The following is a 19,852-nucleotide window of genomic DNA, read 5'->3' as shown; positions in this document are numbered from 1 at the left end:
AGATACCTGCCTAGCGAGCTCCTGATGGGAGCGGCTGCGGGGAGGATGTGGGCCCGTGAATTTGCAGGATATCAGGCCCACCGTTGGGATTCGGGACAAATCGGACCCGATCGATCGACAACGCACGGGGTTCGGTTTCGTCGAGGGTATGGTGGCGATGGTACACGATGAAGGTCTCTTTTCCGTCGGGAGATTCGGTGAAACAATGGTGGGCGGTGCCGTGAGCGTAGGAGGTGGATTTCATCACCGGATTGAACTCAAACTTGGTCCAAGGGCCCAAAGGGCTGTTTGAGGTGGCGTAGCCGACTGCATACTCCGGATTCTCAAAGTGGCTTCCGGAATAGGTGAGGTAGTAGGTTCCCTTGTGCTTGAGGATTTCGGGTCCTTCGGTGACGGGCCACTGGTGACGTTCCCATGCCTGGTCGGGTTTGACCATCATGCTGAGAGTGGTGGCGTCGACGCTCACCATGTCGTCATGGAGCTTTCCTCCCCAAATCTGGTTTCCGTCGGCGAAGCTGACGTAGTAGAAGTAGCGTTGACCATCGTCGTCTTCGAAGACGTGGCCATCGATTTTGATGCTATTGGGCTCGATGGGTGTCTCGGTTTTTTGGCGGAAGGGACCCATGGGGGTATCGGAGGTGGCGACACACATCCGTTCATCCGCGGCATAGTAGAGGAAGTATGTGCCGTCCTTCTCGACGAGATCCGGAGCCCAGAAGCGGGAGTCGCCCCAACTGTCCTCGTTTTTCAAGGCGAAGCCTTGGTCCTTCCAATCGACCAGATTTGTGGATGTGTAGAGCCGGATGCCGCGTGGCATGTTGGGAAAATCCGGGGAGTAAGTGGTGTAGGCATAGTATTTGCCATCTTGGTGGAAAACGACAGGATCTGCGCAGCCGGGTTGAACGGGATTGGTGTAGCTTTTTGGCAGGCGAGGTGCCTGATAGGGCTGGATGGAGAGATGGCGGAATGAAGCCGAGCCATCGAGGGCGCGCAGGGCGATGGAGCCTTTTTTCAGGGCTGGATCGACGCCGTCGAAGACGGGCCAGCTGGACTCCGTGATGGGTTGAGTATCCAGGTAGATTTTGACGTTCTCTCCAGCGACTTGAAGGCGCAGGTGATACCAAGTGCCCGATTCGACTGCCAACGGACGGGTGCCGATGGGTCGCCAGGAAGGATCGACGGCGCCCCAGACGAGGAGATCTTTTCCGCCGGTGATTCCGACATAGTCGCCCCGATAGGCGTCGATGCCTTCGGCGAGGTCTTGAGCACGGAATACGATGCCTGCTTGGGCTCCCTCCCCATTGGCGCGGAGTTCGAGGTCGAGCTGGAAGTCTTCGAATTGTCGTCCAGGAAAGAGCGCTTTGGGTCCGTTCCCGCCGTCGACGGTGAGGACATCACCCTCGGCGGTCCATTTTCCACCGAGCGGCTGGAGGTTTTCCAGCAAGTCCTGGCCATTGGCCGGGGCAAAGCGGGATTGGGCGAATAGGGGCGCCTGGGTGGCGAGGAGACCCAGCAGAGTGCTGAGAAGGAGTTGGGTTGATCGGGTTGACATGATGGGAGGCGAAACGCCAAGGGAGCTTCCCAACAATGTCAGCAGCTTGTCGATGCATGAGTCTGTCCGATCTCCGACCTCGGTGGACGTGGAGGTCAGCTTTGCTGCAGGGGACGGGATCGCCGGCAGAGCTGGAAGGGGACCCCCCAAGGGTCGCGCAACATGAGGATCAGGGAACCGAGGTCGGGACGCACCTCTGAGACTCTCTGGGCACCGGCCGCGACAAGACGGGCCGCGTCCTCTTCTGGGGCTTCACTGGTGAAGGCAAGGTGGAACTGCAGCGGATCCATCGCGGCGTAGTCCGGAACCTGATCGGGGGGATTGCAGTAGATTTCGAGCACTGTGCCTGCGTCGTCAGCAAGGAAGTGGGTCTGGTTCGGCTCGGGGAGGTGACGGACGATGCGCAGGCCAAAATGATGCTGATACCACGAAGCCATGGCCACGGGTTCGGCAACGTTGAAGGCGAGGTGCTCGATTTTCACCGGGGGATCAGTTGGCGACGATGTTGACGAGCCTTCCCGGGACGACGATGACCTTGCGGACGGTTTTGCCAGCGAGTTGCTCCTGAATTTTTTCGGTCGCCTGGGCAGCGGATTCGATGTCCTCCTTAGGGGCATCCTTGGCGACGGTGATTTTGTCGCGCAGCTTACCATTGACCTGTACGACGATCTCAATTTCGGATTCAATCAGCGCGGATTCGTCGTGCTCGGGCCAGGGTTGATGGGCGAGTTGGGAGGAGTTGCCAATGAGTCGGTGGATTTCTTCAGAGAGGTGAGGAGCAAAGGGGTTCAACACGCTCAGCAAGAGGGTGAATTCCTTTAGAGGTACGACCTCGGCAGCGGTGAAAGCGTTGGTGCAGACCATCATTTGGGAGATGGCGGTGTTGAAGGACATCTTGGCGATGTCTTCGGTGACCTTCTTGATAGTTTCGTGCACCACTTTGAGGAGGGCCTTGTCGGAGCAGGGGACATTCTGAAGTTTTTTGGACAGGGTCCATTCGCCGGTTTGATCTTGCTCCATGGCCACACGCCAGACGCGGGCGAGGAAGCGGGATACGCCTTCGACGCCCTTCATCTGCCAAGGTTTCACTTCGGTGAGCGGACCCATGAACATCTCGTAGAGGCGCAAGGCATCGGCACCGTAGTCACGGACGACTTCGTCGGGATTGACGACATTGCCGCGGGATTTGGACATTTTCTGGCCGTCTTCACCGAGGATGAGACCCTGATTGACCAATTTCTGGAACGGCTCGTTGGTCGACAGGTAACCGAGGTCATGGAGGACCTTGTGCCAGAAACGGGCGTAAAGGAGGTGCAGTACGGCATGCTCAGTGCCGCCGACGTAGAGGTCGACAGTGCCGGGGTTCGCGCCGCCGCCGGACCAGTAACTTTCGACTTCTTCACCGATGAACTGGTTGGAATTACGAGGGTCGCAGTAGCGGAGGTAGTACCAGCAGGAACCTGCCCATTGGGGCATGGTGTTGGTTTCGCGCTCGAATTGTTCGGAGTAGGCGATCCAGTCGGTGGCTTTGACGAGCGGTCCACGGGGGTCCCCGGTGGGCTTGAAGTCCTCCATATCCGGCTGAAGCAGCGGCAGCTCGCTTTCTGGGATTGCCGCATGTTCGCCGGTTTCCCGGTTCCAGATGAGAGGGAAGGGCTCGCCCCAGTAGCGTTGGCGGCTGAACAGCCAGTCGCGGAGTTTGTAGTTGATGCGGCGGGTGCCTTTGCCCTCGGCTTCGAGCCAATCGATGATCTTTGTTTTGGCGTCTGCGGTGGTCAGGCCGTCGAGGAAGCCGGAGTTGATTGCGGTGCCGGGGTCGGTGTAGCCCTGCCAATCCGCATCGCCAATGGGTTGGACGACTTGAACCACAGGCAGCTCAAATTTTTTCGCGAATTCGAAATCACGTTCATCGTGGGCTGGAACGGCCATGATCGCGCCAGTGCCGTAGCCCATCATCACATAGTCCGCGATCCACACGGGAATGGCTTGGCCGTTGACCGGGTTGATGGCGTGGGCGCCGGTGAAGACTCCGGATTTGTCCTTATTGAGGTCGCCGCGTTCGAGGTCGGACTTGGCGGCGCAGGCTTTGATGTAGGATTCGACTGCCTCCTTTTGGTCTGAGGAGGTGATTTCGGCGACGAGGGGGTGTTCGGGGGCCAGCACCATGTAGGTGGCTCCGAAAAGGGTATCGGGACGAGTCGTGAAGACCTCCACGGCGTGGGAGGCTTCCGCGGAAGCCGTGGAGATCTGGAAGCAAACTTCTGCGCCTTCGCTGCGGCCAATCCAGTTTTTTTGCAGCAGCTTGATGCCTTCCGGCCAGTCGAGGGGTTCGAGATCGTCGATGAGGCGCTGGGCATATTGGGTGATGCGCAGCATCCACTGGCGCAGTGGGCGGCGTTCGACAGTGTGGCCTTTGGATTTCCATTCTTCGACTTCCTCGTTGGCGAGGACGGTGCCGAGATCGGGAGACCAGTTGACGGGGGCTTCGTGAATGAAGGCGAGGCGAACGGCGTCGATTTGGGAGCGGCTCCAGCCTTGGGCTTCCAGTTCAGAAACGGGAGCGGCCTTGCCAGTCTCTTGGTTGAAGTAGGAGTGATAGAGTTTGAGGAAGATCCACTGGGTCCAACGGACGTATTCGGGGTCCGTGGTGGCGATTTCGCGATCCCAATCGTAGCCGAATCCGAGGGACTTGAGTTGGCGTTTGAAGGTGGTGATGTTGGCCTCAGTGGTGATCCGTGGGTGTTGGCCGGTCTTGATGGCGTATTGCTCAGCGGGCAGGCCGAAGGAATCCCAGCCCATCGGGTGGAGGACGTTGAAGCCCTGGCGCAATTTGGTGCGGCCGATGATGTCGGTCGCGGTGTAGCCTTCCGGGTGGCCGACGTGGAGGCCGGCCCCACTGGGATAGGGGAACATGTCGAGGACGAAGAATTTCGGCTTCGAAGGGTCGAAGTCCGCGTCGCCGGGGTTCGGGGCGCGGAAGGTTTTCTCCGCGTCCCAAAGCTGCTGCCAGCGGGGTTCGAACTCATCGAAGGGAAAAGGTTTGCGTCGATCGGACATGGTGGGCGGTGGCCAAAGGTTCGAATTTCAGGGGGAAAATGCCCCGGAAAGGGCGCGGAAATTGCCGGAAGGGGCGAATTTTGAAAAGAAAAACCCCGGGTGGGAGGAATCTGCGAGGCGATAAGAGGTTGCCTGTTGCGGGATCCTCCCGTTGTTTGGGCTCAGGCTCCGGCCTGATTTCTCCATCCATGAGTGACACCCCGATTTCTGCGCCGAGTGCCCACGGCGGCCCGTTGAAGGTGCTGGTCGTCGACGACGGCCGAAGTTCCGCCGATGTGCTGGGGCTCTTTTTCGAGCTCGAGGGCCATCAGGTCACTGTGGTGTATGATGGGTCGTCGGCTTTGGAAAAGGTGCGCGAGGTGCCGCCGGATTTGATCGTGATGGATTTGAACATGCCCGGACTGAGTGGTTATGAGACAGCCGGAATGATTCGGGAAATGGAGGGGGGAGGAGGGATCCACCTTTATGCGTTGAGCGGAGGCTTGGCGGATGTGGAGGGGGTCAAGGCCCGCGAGGCAGGTTTCGATGGGTTTCTGCCGAAGCCCGTGGTGCCGGATGATCTGCGGGCATTGTTAGCTGGCTTGCCGGTGTGAGTCAGTTCAAGGCGGAGTAGTCAGGCCGTTGTTCGGAGAGGGCGGCCCGGAGTTTTTCGACAGTGACGGGCTTGGCGATGAGTTCGTCGGCTCCGAGGAGCTTAACTTCCTCGATGCGTTCGGGGCGGACGTCCCCTGAGACGACGAAGATCGATTGCAGGGTGTCGGAGCGTTTGACCTGAAGGCTCTTAAGGATTTCGGTGCCGTCAAAGTCAGGCAGGTTGAGATCGAGGAGGAGGATTTCCGGATCGGTCTCTACGAGTTTTTCGAGGGCTTCCCGGCCATTGGCTGCTTGGTGGACGAAGGCTCCTTCGGTGGCCAGAAGTTCGGAGGTGACTTGGCGGGCGGTGTCGTGGTCTTCGACCAGGAGAATTCGAACTCCATTCAGAGGGGAGGGAGCATCGCGATCGGGCTCGGGGCTGACGATTCTTCCGGAGGGATGGGAGAGCGTGAGGGAGCTGGCGGGGAGGGTGATAGAGAAGTTGGAGCCGACGCCGACGAGGCTTTCGACTTTGAGCGTGAAGCCGAGGTTCTCGACGAGGCGGCGACAGATGGCGAGGCCGAGCCCTGCGCCCTTGTCGCGATTGCGTTCGGGGTTCTGGAGCTGGTGAAATTCGTCGAAGATGCTGTCGATCTGATCACCGGGGATGCCGATGCCGGTGTCGATGACGCTGAGGACGATCGAGCCATTCTTTTGGCGTTCGCCGTGAAGGCGGACTTCCCCCCGTTCGGTGAACTTGATGGCGTTGCTGATGAGGTTGCCGAGGACGCGGGAGAGTTTGGTGCGATCGGACCGGACGAGGATTTCGTCGCAGGGGAAATCGGCGGTGAACTTGAGTTCCTTTTTTTCGGCGAGAGGAAGGGCCTGACGGTATTGGGACTCGACGAGTTCGTTGAGTGAGAAGTCATCGAGTTCGAGGTCGATGCGGCCGACGTCGAAGCGGGTGAGATCGAGGACATCGCTGACGAGATCGATCATGGAGCGGGCATTTTTCCAGAGGTTCTGGGCCAAGCCGGGAATCTGGTGAGCGCGATCGGGGTCTTTGGAGCAGCGTTCGATGAGCTCGGCGAGGAGGGAGATCGCGTTGGCGGGAGTGCGGACGTCGTGAGAGACGGCAGCGAGGAAGCGAGTTTTTTGGAGGGATGCTTCTTCAGCGGCGAGGCGTTTTTCGTCCAGTTGGTTCTGGAAGCGAATTGATTGGAGGGCGAGGGCGGCCTGGGCGGCGAGCCATTCCATGATTCGGAATTCCTCTTCGCTCCACTTGCGAGGTTCCGGGCTGAAGACTTCGAGCGCGGCAATGGGGCGGCCACCCTGCCAGATGGGGGAGGCGAGGATGGACCGGAACGGACGGCCTGCTCCGGGTTGGGGCAGGCGAAGGTCGGGCCGAGTATGGACGTCTTCGATGAAGGCGGTGCGGCTGCTTTCGAAGATGAGGGCTGCGAAGGTATCGGGGAAAGGGATGTCGGGGGTGACCGCGCCGTGGAGGCCGAATCCGGCATCGCCGGCGAGATGGAGGCGGCCATCTTTGTCGTCGACGACGCAGGCGGCATGAACGCTTTCGCCGAGGATTTGGATGGCGGCGTCGCAGATGCCGTTCATGACCATGGCTTCGCTGAGGTCGGCGCGGAGCCAACGGCCAGATTCGAGAAGGGTCTTCATGCCGCGTTCACGGCGGAGGAGTTCGTCGTGGGCGGTCTTGAGCTCGCGACTTTGGACCTCCATTTCCTCGGTTTGTTGGCGGAGTTCTTCGGCCTGTTGTTCGAGTTCCTCGGTCTGGCACTGGAGTTCCTCGTTTTGGCGGCTGATTTCTTCTTCGCGGGCGGAGAGTTCTTCGTTGCTGGCCGCGAGTTCATCGTTGCTGGCCTCGAGTTCTCCATTGAGTTCCCCGAGTTGTTGGTTTTGGGCGATGATTTTCCGGCGGGTGCGGATGAGGGCGTGGATGGTGCCGGCAACGACCCAAATGTTGATGAGCTGACTGCTGATGATGGTGCGTTCGTATCCTGCGGAGTAAACGCGCTCGGGAATGACGCCGAAGTATTTGAGGAAAGTGACGCCGGTGAGCACGATCGCCATGGTGTAGAGCACCCGGAGGTCGCGATTCCACAGGCACAGCAGCAGCGGCAGCGCGGCGGAGAGCGGGAAAACCCGGTCGTGAAAGAGCGCCAGCCGCATCCAGATGATGAGGGCGGTGACTCCGATGCAGAGAGCAAGGGAGATGTAGTATCGGACCGGTTGAGCGGCACGCACAGCAGCGGGTGTGGTCATGGGCGGAACGTGGAGCTTTTCCTAAAAACACAGGGGCCGACGCGTTCCAAGCCGGGAAGTTGCGGATTTTCGGCTTTTCCGACGACCAGATGGCCGCCGGGAGTGAGAGCGTCGGCGAGTTTGAGCCATAATTGCTGGGTCACCGCAGGCCCGAGATAGATGGCGAGATTACGGCAGAGAATGAGGTCCCACAAGCCGGGCTCCGTATCGGAGAGGATGTCAGAGACTTTCCAAATGATGCGGGAGGAGATGGCAGGGATGAGGCGGCGGGCCTTGCCGACATTTTCGAAGTAGCGTTCGCCGAGGTCGGCGGGCATGGAGGCGATGGCTTCCTGCGAGTAGTGGCCTTTTTTGGCGGAAGCGATGGCCGAGGGACGGCAATCGGTACCGAGGAAACGGCACCGACCGGCGGCACCGTAGCGGGCGAAGAGAAGGGCAATGGAGACCAATTCGGAACCATCTGAGCAGGCGACACTCCAGACCCGTGGGAGGGGCGAGTGTTCGACGAGCAGAGGGACGATGGCTTCCTCAAGGAGGCCGAAGGTGGCGGCATCACGAAAGAAGCTGGTGGTGCCGATGAGCAGGGCGTTGACGGCGATCTGGAGCTTGGCGGGATCGTCAGCAACGAGTCGTTCGGCCGCTTCCTTGGTGGTCACGCGCAGGGCGCGCAAGCAGGCGGGAATGCGGCGGACCAAGGGAGTTGCCCGGTAACCCTCCGCGCGCAGGCCGGCCTGACGGAGCAGGCGGCGGACGAATCCGAGATCTTCGGGCGGATGGGGTTCCGACTCGACGAGGTCCTTGAGAGGGGTGCCGTAGGGAACCGACGGTGTGAATGGATCGACAACGATCGTTGGAGAGGTTTCGGCTGCTCCGTGAAAGCAAACGTGGGCGAATCGAGGATCCGTCAATGACGGCGTCGCGGCATGGTCTTCCGGCGGGCCGGGTAGGGGAAACCGATCGGCCGGGAGTTGGGGCGCGGTTTCGCGGGCAGGGGGCACGGGTCCGAATAATTCACGGTGGCCTTACTGTCCAAACAATCTGTGGTTTCGGGCAAAATGCATCTGCCCGGAGTGCTGGGAGGAGGGGGAATGGTGTTTGGCCGCCGGCCGGCTCCAGCTTCCGACCGGCGGCCATTTCCCCCTTTGCCTACTCGGCAAATCGGATGCGGAAGAAGGCGGCGTCGTCTTCCGGGTCGGGCATCGGCCAGGAGTTCGAGGTGTCGCTGCCTTCGACCTCGTCGATGGTTTCCCAGCCGCCAGCGGAAAGGCTGGCGTTGCGTTCGACGAAGAAGCGGAGGTCCATGGCGGACGGCCACTCGAGTTGGCCGTTGCGGACGTGGACGCGGAATGCGGAATTGCGATCGGTGGGATCGAGGCCGAGCCGGAATTCAGCGAGGTTCGATGCGCCATCGCCGTCGCTGTCCGCCCCGGGGCGGGCGCCGGTGGGGAGCATGCGCTCTGACCATTCGGCAAAGGTTTCTGGTGCACTGCGAACTCCGCTGCCGACGAGGTCGGCGATTTCGTTGGCAGTCAGGGCATGGTCGAAGATCTGAAATTCATCGAGCGCCCCTGCGAACGATGGATCGGCTTCGAACAAGCTATCACCGAGGTACAGCAAGGCCGGGTTGAGGTCGGAAGGATCCGTGAGGATGGCGCCGGAGACTTTTTCTCGACCATCGATGTAGAGGCGACCGAGGTCTCCTTCCAGAGTGAGGGCGACATGAATCCAGGTTCCCGGTGCGGGAGTAGGGACTTCGAGGCGTTCTTCGGCCGCCGCTGCGGAGGCTTTGATGGCAAACCGGAGGGTGCCGCCCCCGCTCTTCGGGGTGATGAAGAAGTACTGATCGGTGCTATTTCCGAAGTCGAAGAGCCGTTGCCAAATGGCGCCGCCATCCCAGCGCATCCAGGTGGCGATGGTGATGTCATCCGAGCTGGCCACTCCCGCGGGGAGAGTCACAGCAGTGGTGGAACCATCAAAGGCGAGGGCTTGGCCGCGCATGCCGTCCACGAAATCGGTGGTGCCGCTCAGGAGGCCATTGGCTCCGCCGAGGTAGTCGTCAGCATTGCCTTCGAAGGCGTAGGCGGCCATGGCACCGGATCCAGAGCCGGTGACATGGATGTCCAGTTCCGCTTCGTCGATACGACCGGTGGCATCGACGACGCGAACGCCGAAGCGATTCGGGCCGGCATCGATGGCGGCAGGGGTGCCGAGGATGCGGCCGTCGGCGGTGACTTCCAACCACGGTGCACCCGAGGTTTTCTGGAAAACGAGGCTGCCGCTGGCGCCGGTGATTTGATCGGCGATGGAGGCGCTGAAGCGGGTTCCCGCCGTGGCGGAGCCGAGATCGAGTGGAGAAACGGCGAACGCCGGTCCGGAGGTGTCGCCAGCCATGATTTCGGCGATCTCCGGACCGGTCAGTGCCCGATGAAAGAGGTGAACTTCATCGATGAGTCCGTTGAAGTAGGGGTCGGAAGAGAATTGGCTCTTGCCCAAGTAGTTCGAGGTGGCAGCAAGGTCGGCTGGGGTGAGGGGCAGATCCGTGCTGTCGGCCTCCACGCCATCAAGGTAGAGCTTGGCGGTGGTGCCATCCATGGTGACGGTCACGTAGGTCCAGACTCCTGTGCGCAAGGGGGTGGAGGACTCCAGGCGAACTTCACCAGACGCTCCCGGGGCCAGCATGGCAAATCGGCATGTTGCGCTGCCCGAATAGGGAGTGAGGAAGGCGTAGCTGGAGCTGCCAGCACCGAAGTCAAAGATGCGTTGCCAGCTGGAGCCACCGTCCCAGCGGACCCAAGCTCCAAAGGTGAAGCCAGGCCCCGAAGTCACTTCGGCGGGGAGTTGGACATAGTCGTTGGTTCCATCGAGGGCGATGGCTTGGCCGATGTGGCCTTCGACGTAAGTGGGTCCACCGGAAGCCTGGCCATGGAGAAGGCCCACAGAGCTCCGGGGATGGCCGTCGAAGTGATAGAGAGCGGCCACGTCTTCTGACTCGGGCAGGCTTGAGCCGCCGTCGGCGGTGATGACCACGGAGGCGACGTTTGCGGAGCCGGAGGGATCCGTGACGGTGACGGCGACCTCCCAGGTTCCGGCAGATTCCGGCGTGCCGTAGAGGGTTCCATCGGGGAGCACTCCAATCCATGCAGGTCCCCCGGCTTTCGCGAATCGCAACTCTGAGGGAAGGGACTGGGAATCGAGGGCTTGATCGGCGACGGACCAGCGGAAGTAGCGCCCGGCGACGGTGGTGGGGGCTTCGATCACCGTTTGGGCAAACTCCGGCGGCGTGTTGGATGCCATGGTGGCGATGGTTTCGTCCGAGAAGGCCACATCGGAGATGACGACTTCATCAAGGGTTCCTGCGAAGTGAGGGTCGGCCGCGAAATGACTTTTTCCGAGGTAGTTGGACCAAGCGGCAAGGTTGACCGGATTGATGGTCATGGTGGTGCTCTCGGCTTTCTTCACTCCATTGACGAAGAGTTTGCCGGTGTTGCCCTTGAGGGTGACGGCGACGTGGGTCCACTGGCCTGCGACAAGCGGGTCTGTCTGCAGCATGAGCTGATTCTGGTAGCTGCCTTCGGTGATTGAGAAACGCAGAGTGTTGCCGCCGGAGTTTGGCGTCAGGAACATGTATTCGTTGGTATCGCAGCCGAAATCGAAGATTCGCTGGAAGGTGGCTCCACCATCCCACTTCACCCAGGAGGCGAAGGTGAAATCGATGCCGCCCGCGATTTTCGAGGGTAGCTGAACATGGTCATCCGTGCCGTCGAAGTGCAGGCCCTGACCGATCACACCATCGACAAATTGCGGGGTGCCTGCCGAGCTGGCTGGGCTGGCGCTGCCAGAGGCGTCGGTGAGGTCTCCGTCGAAGTGGTAGTTGGCCTCGAAGCGGGTGTCGTTGACCGGTGGGGCCTCGGCGACGAAGGCCGCGGGAGCATGGTGGGCCTTGTACATCTCGCCTGCCGGAGTGAGCACATCGATGCCGAGGTTGGCATCGTAGAGCACCATGGAGCGGTTGTCGCCGACCCAGTTGTAGATGGCGTAGCGCTCAACGAATGGGGCGGAGTCCATGATCTGGACGAAAGCCTGAAGAATGGTCGAGTTCTCGGCTTGGGTGAGGTTGGGCTGGGCATCGTCGGTCCAGTTTGCCCCGTTGTTCATTTCCGTGATCCAAATCGGTCGGCGGGTGCGGACGTGGATGGCGCGGAGATAGTCGTAGAGGTTTTGGGCAGAGTAGTTCGCCTGGTAGAAGTGGAGGGCGACAAAGTCGACGCGGTAGTTGAGTGCATCGGCTTTCTCGATGAACTGGCCCAACCAGTCGGCATTTGAGGTCCAGTTGGCGCTGGCGGGGGCAGGTGACCCAATCCGCAGCCCGGAAGTAAGTAGGTTGGGCCAAAGGGCGATGGCCGCATCGACGGTCATGTTCGCCTGATCTGGGCGATCGGGTTCGTTGAAGCCGAGGACTTGGGTGGAGCCGATCTTGTTATTGATGTTCGTCCACGAGTTCCAGCCGGCGTTGTGCCGCATGGGGATGTATTCGGTGGAACGGGTCGAGACGGTGGCGTTGTTCCAGTCGTAGTTCCAATCGAGGTTGAGCCAATCGCTGTCTACGACGGGGCCTGGCTGGTCGGGTGTTTCTGACAAGGGAAGATCCCGTTGCATGGGCACACCACCCGACCAGCCTTTTTTGCCAACCGCGGCCCAAGGAAAGATGCGAACGAAAGAGACGGTGTCATCAAGGCCCGGAGGCATGACGTTGACCTCAAGGTCGCCGTCCTGAGCGATGAAGACTTTGCTGATGCCGGTGCCGTCCTCGTTTTCAGCGAAGGTGGCCATGTAGCCACGCTTCAGTTTGAAGGAACTGATCGCGTCGTGAAACGTGCCCAGTCCAGAAGCTCGGTGATAAGTGAGCTGGGTGGGGAAGGAAGAATCGCCGGTGAATGCAGGTCCGGTGAATACCTGAAGCGGGAGAAATTCCGGACCTTGGGCGACGATGGCCGTTCCCGAAGCGTGTTGCATGACGCGGACGTTTTCATCGAGCACGGCGGGCTCTCCGTGGACGCGCACTTGGTCGAGAAAGCCGTCAATGGCGTCGCTGGGGTCCACGAGGGTGAGGACGAGCCAAGCGTTTTCGGAGACGAGATCGACGGTCGAGGAAACGAGGGGAAGGGTCGCGTCCGTAAGCCGGAGTTCGGCATTTCCTGAAAGGGTCACCGATTCACTGGTGAGAGCGGAGCGGGTGACCACATCACTTTCGATGGAGGTGGTCTGCGCCGGTGCCAGACTGGCGGCGGCACAAGCGGTGAGCACTCTCGTGAAGAGAGTTGTGCCGGATCGGCAGCCGCTGCTGGCGAATCGGATAAAAGGTTGAGGACGCTTGGGGTTCATCGGGCGCCCCATAAAGAAGGGCCTGCGCCAAGTCCCCCGATTCGGTTATTTTGGGCACGGGTGGAAAGCACGAATATCCCGGTGAAATCCACATGGGTTCGCGTTTCTGGTGCGGCCAGTGCTTGCCGCTGGGAACCATGAACATTTCTCCCGCGGGCATCACGATCATCGGTGAGCGCACGGAGCATCACGGGCTCTGTGCGACGGATGGGAATGAGCGCTCGATGCCATGGTTTCGGGATTTGGGGTCGACTCCTCACTTGGAGGAGTTTGGCTTTCGCCACCTTGGGATTGTGCGGGCGGTGGCGCCGTATCGTTTTGAGCGGAAGCGCATTCCCCAGCCGATATTTTTGGCATGTGCGGGAGGTCTGGGCCGGGTGAAAACCGGGGGGCATTGGATGGAGCTACCGCCAGGAACGGCAACGTTGTTGCCCGCAGGCAAGGCGGCGGCTTATCACGCGGTGGTGGGTGAGGCACCGTGGTCGTTGGTATGGCTTTGCTTTGGGAAGGGATCGCGCGTGCCGGAGGCCAGCCGAACGGGGCGCAGGGAGTTTGAAGTGCGGCCGCTGTTCCATGCGGTGGAGTGCCTTCTCGCGGAATGCGGTGGCAGCCATGACAGCTGGCTGGTTCGGCAGTCGTTGGGGATGATCGAGCGGATGGTGGGCCGATTTATCTCTCCACTGCCGGAGATGGCGCGGTTTTATTCGGCTTGGGAGCTGATCGAAACCGAACTGGACGGCCACTGGGAGTTATCGTCGATGTCGCGACTGGCCGCCTGTTCGTCGGAGCAATTTCGGCGATTGTGCCAGCGGGAGTTCGCGACCAGTCCGCGGCGGCATTTGACTCGATTGCGGCTGACTCGCGCGAAGCGGGGATTGTTGGAAAGCCGACGATCGATCGAGGATTTGGCCCATGAAGCGGGCTATTCAGATCCTTGGGCTTTCACCGATGCTTTCCGGAAGCATCATGGAGTGACCCCTCGGGACCTGCGCCGTGGTGATGTCGCGAACGCGTTGGAGCCAGAGGGTGAATCCCCAAGAGAGGCGACGTCGTAGCGGTCAACAAATGGCCCCATGTCCCGAGTCGGGAGATGGGGCCATGGGGAGAGATGGAGGGGAGAATTCAGTCGAGCTGGGCACGCTCGGTGACTTGGTCGAGATGAGCGAGGAACTTGTCGACCGAGGGGAACTCGGAAGCGAAAAACCGGTTCATTTCCTTTCCGCTCTTGTCGAAGAGGATGACGGTCGGAAACCCTTCGATTTCGTATTTCTCGGCGTAGGGCTTGTTTTTCTCGGTCACGGCTTCGTCCCCGCGGGGGAAATCGAGTTCGACGAGAATGAAATCTTCCGCTGCCTTGGTGACGAAGTCTTCTTTTGAGAACACGTTCTTGTGCATCATCTTGCAGGGAGGGCACCAATCCGAGCCGGTGAATTCGACGAGCACGGCTTTGTTCTTCGCCTTGGCATCTTTGAAGGCTTGCTCAAGGTCGGTGGTCCATCCTTTGGGGGTCGCGGCCAGGGCCGTACTAACCATGGTGGTGCCAGCAAGGGCGAAGGAGGCGAGATAGGTAACGGCTTTCATGCTGCCATAGGCGTCGTCCAATTCAGGATTATTTCAAATTTCTTGTCGGGGAAGCCGGAGATCGGTGGGGTTCTCGCATGACGGCAGACAAACCCAGATTGGTGGTCGCGACGCGAAATGCGCACAAGACAGAAGAGATTCGGCAGATGGTGGGGGACCGCTACACGGTCCTCAATGCGAACGATTTCCCGGGTTTGCCGGAGGTGGAGGAGACCGGGACGACTTTCCTGGAGAATGCGACCTTGAAGGCGGTGGCAGTCAGTCTTGGGGTCGAGGGAATGGTGCTGTCGGACGATTCTGGGCTTGAGGTCGATGCTCTGGGGGGGAGGCCGGGAGTTTGGTCGAGTTCTTTTGGCGGGGAGGAAGGGAATCATGCCAAAAACAATGCTCGGTTGAGCGATGAAATGGCCTCGGTAGAGCAGCGGCAGGCGCGCTTTCGATGTGTGATGGTTCTGGCGGAGAAGGGTCAGGTGTTGGCGGATTTCTCGGGTGCTGTGGAAGGGCGCATTTTGAAGCAAATGAGTGGCGAAGGGGGGTTCGGTTATGATCCGTTTTTCGCTCCGGAGGGATATGATCGAAGCTTTGCGGAGCTGGGGCCGGAGGTGAAAAACCAGCTCAGCCATCGGGCGCGGGCCTTGCAGCAGGTGGTTGCCTTTTTGGCGGACAGAGAATGACGGGTTTTTTCGGGCCAAGCACGTGAACTTTTGTTAGCGGGAAAGGGTGAGCTGGAAGCGCGGTCGAACCACGAAGGCCACCTCTGCTGGGGCGGGCTGTGGTGTCGTTTTCGGCCTTGGTTGGACCGCTTTCACCTTGGTTTTCGCCGTGCTGGTTCTGCAGCACTTGAGAAAGGTCATGGAGGTGCGTGGCTGGGATGAAGTGCCCTGTCAGTTGGAGCGGTTTGAGATTCACGACGAGCCGGATGACGATCCTCCGTTTCGAGCGGAGGTGGAGTTTGTCTACCAAGTGGAGGGCCGTTGGCATCGGGGCACGAGATTGTTTTCGACGTCATCGTCCGAGAGCACCCGTGACGACAAATACTCGGACTTGGTGGAAATTCGCGAGTTGGCGAAGGAGCGCCAAGAGGCGGGTCATTTGAATTGTTGGGTCAACCCCTCGGATGCGGACGAAGCGGTTTTGGCCGTGGAGGAGGGTGAGTTGGGTCGGGCCCTGCTGATGTTGTTGTTTGTCGGCGTCTTTGTATCGATAGGTGTGGGGGTCACGGTGGCGTCGATTCTGGCGATGAGATCGAATAGGGCTCGGACCGCTGGAGCTGTGAGAAGGAAGAGTCCGGTGCGGAAGGACCGTGGAGTCCGGGTTGTCGCTTGGGCGACTTCGGTCATTGGGATCGTGTGGGTGATTTCTTTTTCCGGGAAGTGGCAGGAAGCCCTGAATGCGAGGTCTTGGGTGAAAACGCCGGCGGAGGTGATCTGGTCGAGGGTTCGAGAGCAGGACTCCGATGATGGGACGACCTATTCGGTGGATATCTTTTATCGTTATACCTACGAGGGGCAGGAGTATCGCTCGAATCGACGCCGCTTGATCTCCAGTTCGTCGAGTGGTCGGGCGTCGAAGCAGGCGGAGGTGGATGCGCATCCGCCAGGTCAGGCGATTTCGTGTTGGGTCGATCCGGGTCACCCGGACCGGGCGGTGCTGGAGCGGGGCTGGGTTTTTCACGGTGTGATGGCGGCCGTGGCCGTGGCGATTCTTTTGACCTCGATGGGATGTTGGTGGCGGGTGCTGGGAGGGCCGAGCGATGGGGATGCATCAAGGCGCCTGAGGGAGAACGAGAATCGGAAAGGGCTGGGACGAGAAGTTCGAGACGGTTCGTTGCGGCGACGATGGACATCGCTGACCGTGGCATTGCTGACGGCGGGGTTTTGGAATGGGTTGGTTTCGGTGTTTGTGGGCGTGGCGTGGAAGGCATGGAAGGGAGGGAATCCCGAGTGGTTCCTGATGCTGTTTTTGATTCCCTTTGTCGGGATCGGAATCTTTTTGCTCGGTGCGGTGGTGGTGCAGGGGGTGGCTTTGTTTTCGCCACGGTATGGTGTGGAGCTTGAGAAGGTGAGCTTGCGGCCCGGGGAAGATACGGCACTGCAGTGGATGCGGACGGGAGGTGTGGGAACCCCCCGTCGCTTGCGAATCTGGTTGGTGGGGAGGGAAGAGGCGACTTATCAGCGCGGAAGCTCGACGACCACGGCTCGGGAAACGTTTTTCGAGCAGGAGCTGTTTGCGACGGAAGCGCCTCTCCGAATGCGGGAAGGTCGGCTCACAGTGACGATCCCGGCTGGGGGAATGCCGAGTCTGCGGACTCCCCATAACAAGCTAAGGTGGTTCGCAGTTTTGGGAGTTGAGACTCCAAGGATGCCAGCCGTGTTGGATGAATATGAAATCGATGTGGTACCATGAAGCCCGCGAATGACCGGCCGAGCCTTGAGTTGGATGGCGATGGGATGGGTGTGCCCGGCGGAGTCTTGAAGGGTGCAGTCAGGGGGGAATCCCCCATTCACGGTGAAGTGCGGTTGTTTTGGTCGACCGTGGGCCGAGGCACCACGGATGTGGAAGTGGTGGCGAGGTGGCCGCTGACTCAGGGATCCCACTTCACCTTTGTCCTTCCTGCCGCACCGGTGAGTTTTTCGGGCACTTTGGTGGGAGTCGAGTGGGCGCTGGAGTGGGTCGACGGCAAAGGGCGAGCCGTGGCGGAGTGCGGTTTGGTGGTTTCACCGACGGGTTGCAGGGTGGAATTGCCCAAGGTCGAGAAGCCTGCCCATAAGAAGCTGAAGACGATTTTTCATCCATTCGGGACTCAGGGATGAGTGCCTGTGAAAATCCTTTTGCAACGCGGCGGGTGGAGAAGCTTTTGTCCTTTGATCCAAGACTTTGTGGAACCTCCTGGGAAGAATTGGAAGACCGCTGGGAAAACATGGGCCGCCAAGCTTGTGTGACGGGCCGCCATGGCGCTGGCAAAACGACTTTCCTTGATGGTTTTGAGCGACATTTGGAGCTCAAGTATCGGGTCGTGCGCCTGTTCTTTCACGAAGGACACCGAGATCTGGGGAAGGAGGAGAGAGGGTTGCTGTCGAAGTTGGAAGGGGCAGTGCTGCTGATCGATGGGGATGACCACCTGCCGTCTCTCCAGCGACGTGAGTTGTTTCGGTGGGCTCACGATGCACGGGGGTGGCTGAGCGCAAGGCATCGAAAACAGGGCATACCAGAGCTGCTGAGGTTGGCGCCGGATGAAGTTCTGGTGGAAGTTCTCTGGCGTCGACTTTTGCCAGAATCTGCTGGAGCTCACCTGGATTGGGCGGGGCGTCTCGAAGCCCATCGCGGAAATCTCCGCGAGCTATGGCTGGAGTGCTACGACCGCTGGAATGGAGAAGAAGTTAAATTTTAAAAACATTTTGAAAAACTTAAGCAAGTCCGTTAAAAACCCCACAATGAAAGCGTTGACGTGGTCTCTGGTGGTCGCGATGGCAGGTTTATCGATGGTGTCGTGCAGTCGGCAGGTGAAGGCGCGCCATGAAGTTTCTTATCATTTTCAAAAAGGCAAAACGGCCTTGCTCAGGGATGGGCTGGCTTATGCCCCTCCTGGTGCTCCCGAGGTCGTGAAACGGGCTTTGCAGGCGGGAAATCGCCTGCAAAACAAGCCCTACAAGTGGGGCGGCGGGCATGCGGTGTTCGACGACAGCGGATACGATTGCTCCGGTTCGGTGTCCTATGTTTTGCGGGAAGCTGGCCTGATGAAGGGACAGTTGCCTTCGCGGGGATTCTTTTCCTACGGCAAGAAGGGGGCGGGAGATTGGATCACGATTTACGTGCGCGATGGGCACGTTTTCATGACGGTAGCGGGTTTGCGTTTGGACACTGGTTATGGCGGCGGGCGTACGGGGCCGCGTTGGAAGCCGATGCCACGCCCTTCGTCGGGTCATGTGATGCGCCACCCATCCGGCTACTGATCCTTGAGAAGCCGACAGGGTTTTCTCCCGTGGCGCAGGTGATTCCAGGGCTCCTGATCGGATACGTCTTCGGGATCCGGGGCTTGGGCCTCGCTGGGGGGTAGCTCCGCGGGGGAGAGGATGGCGTGGAAGACGAGGGGGACGGGGAAAGGATTGTAAGTGGCGTGGACGACTCCGGCAGGGATCACAGCGATCTCGCCGGGACCGAGGATTTGGCAGGATTCCCCCACCCACTGTTCGGCTCGGCCGGAGACGATGTGGATGATTTCTTCGCGATGGGGATGGCGATGAAAGGGGTGACCATGGCCGGCCTGAAGGTGAGCACGCACCATGAGAAGATGCTTCAAGGGGGTGAAGTCAGGACGGCAAAGCCATTCATTGTGGGTCCAATCATTGTCCTCGTGAACGACGTTCTCTGCCGTGATGAATGGAGGGATCGAGTCGGGCATCGGGGCAGGATGGCACGTCAATGGATGGGCAGACAAGTCACCGGAATGCGCGAATTCCTATTTCAGATCCACAGGATTGACCGTGAGGAGGGAAACTGGAAGGGATGGAGTTTCATGGAAGACGACGAGGGGGCGAGGCGATCCCATGTGGTACGCGCCGATGATTCGGACCATCGACCTTGGCTGGCGGGTGCGCCGGTTTGTGGGTTGTTGGCGCAGCATCACATTGCCCATGTTGAGGTGTTGGAGGCGATTTCACCTTTTCAAATGATGCGCCAGGATCTCTCCGGGACTTTTCTCCTGGCGTGCGTTGCAGGTGGGGGACGAGTGCTGGTGGATGGCAAGTGGTTGCGTGTCGATGAGGGACAGGCATGTCTTTTGCCACCCTTTGTGACTCACGGATTGCGTGCGGAGGGGAGGGCCCCGTGGATCTCCTGCTGCGTCCGTTACCAGGAGGCTCGAGATGCGAATCCGATGGTGGCGCACCGGTCGCCTATTCTGGGGGAGTTCGACCCTGATCCCCTCTTGCATGCCATTCGAGGTCTTCACGCCGAATGCCTCGCCGCCTCCGTGCCGGCCGCCATGCATCTGTGGCTGGAGTTGATCCAAGGGTATGTTTTGCGCTTCGCGCAGCCCCACCAAGGGGACTCTCGGTTGTGGCGATTGTGGGAGAAGGTGCAGAGTCGTTTGGGGGATCCGTGGACTTTGGACGATCTGGCGGATCAAGCGTGTTTGAGCAAAGAGCATCTGCGCAAGTTGTGCCACCGCGAACTGGGGCGGACGCCGATGCAGCATGTGACCTTTCTGCGGATGCAAAAAGCTCGGGAGTTGCTATCGACAACGGAGGACAAGGTGGAGGTGATCTCCAGGAAGGTGGGGTTTGCCAACCCATTTACGTTTTCCAACACGTTCCAAAAATGGATGGGGTGGAGGCCTTCTCGAATGCGCCGACCCTTCGATGCGAGAAATATCTGAAATCCACATCTGGTTATTCGTTCGGCACAGGTGCTAGGAGAGCC

General features: G+C 59.9%; 16 protein-coding genes. 8 read left to right on the top strand and 8 right to left on the bottom strand.

The annotated features are described in order from the left end of the window. Positions 1-10: 10 nt before the first annotated feature. The 3 genes from HNR46_RS03190 to leuS form a co-directional block, all read right to left on the bottom strand. Positions 11-1,552 carry a family 43 glycosylhydrolase gene (locus HNR46_RS03190; protein WP_184015723.1) on the bottom strand — a complete coding sequence of 514 codons (1,542 nt, stop codon included), beginning with the start codon at positions 1,550-1,552 and terminating at the stop codon, positions 11-13. A 95-nt stretch (positions 1,553-1,647) separates the two neighbouring features. After that, complete coding sequence (locus HNR46_RS03185) at positions 1,648-2,034, bottom strand: VOC family protein (protein ID WP_184015721.1); 387 nt, start codon at positions 2,032-2,034, stop codon at positions 1,648-1,650. 7 nt (positions 2,035-2,041) lie between these two features. Continuing rightward, positions 2,042-4,609 carry a leucine--tRNA ligase gene (gene leuS / locus HNR46_RS03180; protein ID WP_184015719.1) on the bottom strand — a complete coding sequence of 856 codons (2,568 nt, stop codon included), beginning with the start codon at positions 4,607-4,609 and terminating at the stop codon, positions 2,042-2,044. Positions 4,610-4,797: 188 nt separating this feature from the next. Between leuS and HNR46_RS03175 the strand changes: the two genes are divergently transcribed. Beyond that, on the top strand, positions 4,798-5,202 hold the full coding sequence (locus HNR46_RS03175) for a response regulator (protein WP_184015717.1): 405 nt from the start codon (positions 4,798-4,800) through the stop codon (positions 5,200-5,202). Position 5,203: 1 nt separating this feature from the next. On the opposite strand, the gene HNR46_RS03170 is transcribed toward HNR46_RS03175, so the two are convergent. The 3 genes from HNR46_RS03170 to HNR46_RS03160 form a co-directional block, all read right to left on the bottom strand. Then, on the bottom strand, positions 5,204-7,468 hold the full coding sequence (locus tag HNR46_RS03170; protein WP_184015715.1) for an ATP-binding protein: 2,265 nt from the start codon (positions 7,466-7,468) through the stop codon (positions 5,204-5,206). Continuing rightward, complete coding sequence (locus HNR46_RS03165) at positions 7,465-8,466, bottom strand: CheR family methyltransferase (RefSeq protein WP_184015713.1); 1,002 nt, start codon at positions 8,464-8,466, stop codon at positions 7,465-7,467. Before HNR46_RS03165 ends, HNR46_RS03170 begins: the two co-directional genes overlap by 4 nt. 148 nt (positions 8,467-8,614) lie before the next feature. Beyond that, positions 8,615-12,850, bottom strand: coding sequence for a LamG-like jellyroll fold domain-containing protein (locus HNR46_RS03160; protein ID WP_184015711.1), 4,236 nt, complete (start codon positions 12,848-12,850; stop codon positions 8,615-8,617). Positions 12,851-12,987: 137 nt separating this feature from the next. On the opposite strand from HNR46_RS03160, the gene HNR46_RS03155 reads away from it, so the two are divergent. After that, positions 12,988-13,905, top strand: a complete 918-nt coding sequence (locus HNR46_RS03155) for a helix-turn-helix transcriptional regulator (RefSeq protein WP_184015709.1) — start codon at positions 12,988-12,990, stop codon at positions 13,903-13,905. A gap of 67 nt (positions 13,906-13,972) precedes the next feature. On the opposite strand, the gene HNR46_RS03150 is transcribed toward HNR46_RS03155, so the two are convergent. After that, positions 13,973-14,431 (bottom strand): thioredoxin family protein, encoded by a 459-nt coding sequence (locus tag HNR46_RS03150; RefSeq protein WP_184015707.1) that lies wholly within the window; start codon positions 14,429-14,431, stop codon positions 13,973-13,975. 77 nt (positions 14,432-14,508) lie between these two features. On the opposite strand from HNR46_RS03150, the gene rdgB reads away from it, so the two are divergent. Genes rdgB through HNR46_RS03125 form a run of 5 tightly spaced genes read left to right on the top strand, consistent with a single transcriptional unit; the run spans position 14,509 to position 18,384 of the window. Next, a complete protein-coding gene (gene rdgB, locus HNR46_RS03145) occupies positions 14,509-15,105 on the top strand; it encodes an RdgB/HAM1 family non-canonical purine NTP pyrophosphatase (RefSeq protein WP_184015705.1) in 597 nt (198 codons plus the stop codon). 46 nt (positions 15,106-15,151) lie between these two features. After that, positions 15,152-16,837, top strand: a complete 1,686-nt coding sequence (locus tag HNR46_RS03140; protein WP_184015703.1) for a DUF3592 domain-containing protein — start codon at positions 15,152-15,154, stop codon at positions 16,835-16,837. Then, positions 16,834-17,244 (top strand): hypothetical protein, encoded by a 411-nt coding sequence (locus HNR46_RS03135; RefSeq protein ID WP_184015700.1) that lies wholly within the window; start codon positions 16,834-16,836, stop codon positions 17,242-17,244. The genes HNR46_RS03140 and HNR46_RS03135 overlap by 4 nt, the downstream gene beginning before the upstream one ends. Next, positions 17,241-17,822, top strand: coding sequence for a P-loop NTPase family protein (locus HNR46_RS03130; protein WP_184015698.1), 582 nt, complete (start codon positions 17,241-17,243; stop codon positions 17,820-17,822). The genes HNR46_RS03135 and HNR46_RS03130 overlap by 4 nt, the downstream gene beginning before the upstream one ends. Next, positions 17,800-18,384, top strand: coding sequence for a C40 family peptidase (locus tag HNR46_RS03125; protein ID WP_184015696.1), 585 nt, complete (start codon positions 17,800-17,802; stop codon positions 18,382-18,384). Before HNR46_RS03130 ends, HNR46_RS03125 begins: the two co-directional genes overlap by 23 nt. On the opposite strand, the gene HNR46_RS03120 is transcribed toward HNR46_RS03125, so the two are convergent. Further along, on the bottom strand, positions 18,378-18,833 hold the full coding sequence (locus HNR46_RS03120) for a cupin domain-containing protein (RefSeq protein WP_184015694.1): 456 nt from the start codon (positions 18,831-18,833) through the stop codon (positions 18,378-18,380). The two genes, HNR46_RS03125 and HNR46_RS03120, sit on opposite strands and share 7 nt — an antisense overlap. Positions 18,834-18,878: 45 nt before the next feature. Between HNR46_RS03120 and HNR46_RS03115 the strand changes: the two genes are divergently transcribed. Further along, positions 18,879-19,808, top strand: coding sequence for a helix-turn-helix transcriptional regulator (locus tag HNR46_RS03115; protein ID WP_221284983.1), 930 nt, complete (start codon positions 18,879-18,881; stop codon positions 19,806-19,808). Positions 19,809-19,852: the final 44 nt, after the last annotated feature.

It is taken from the genome of Haloferula luteola, assembly GCF_014201715.1.
GTDB classification, from domain to species: Bacteria; Verrucomicrobiota; Verrucomicrobiia; order Verrucomicrobiales; family Akkermansiaceae; genus Haloferula; species Haloferula luteola.
The sequence above is the reverse complement of the archived record's forward strand: the minus strand, read 5'-3'. Positions and strand labels throughout refer to the sequence as shown.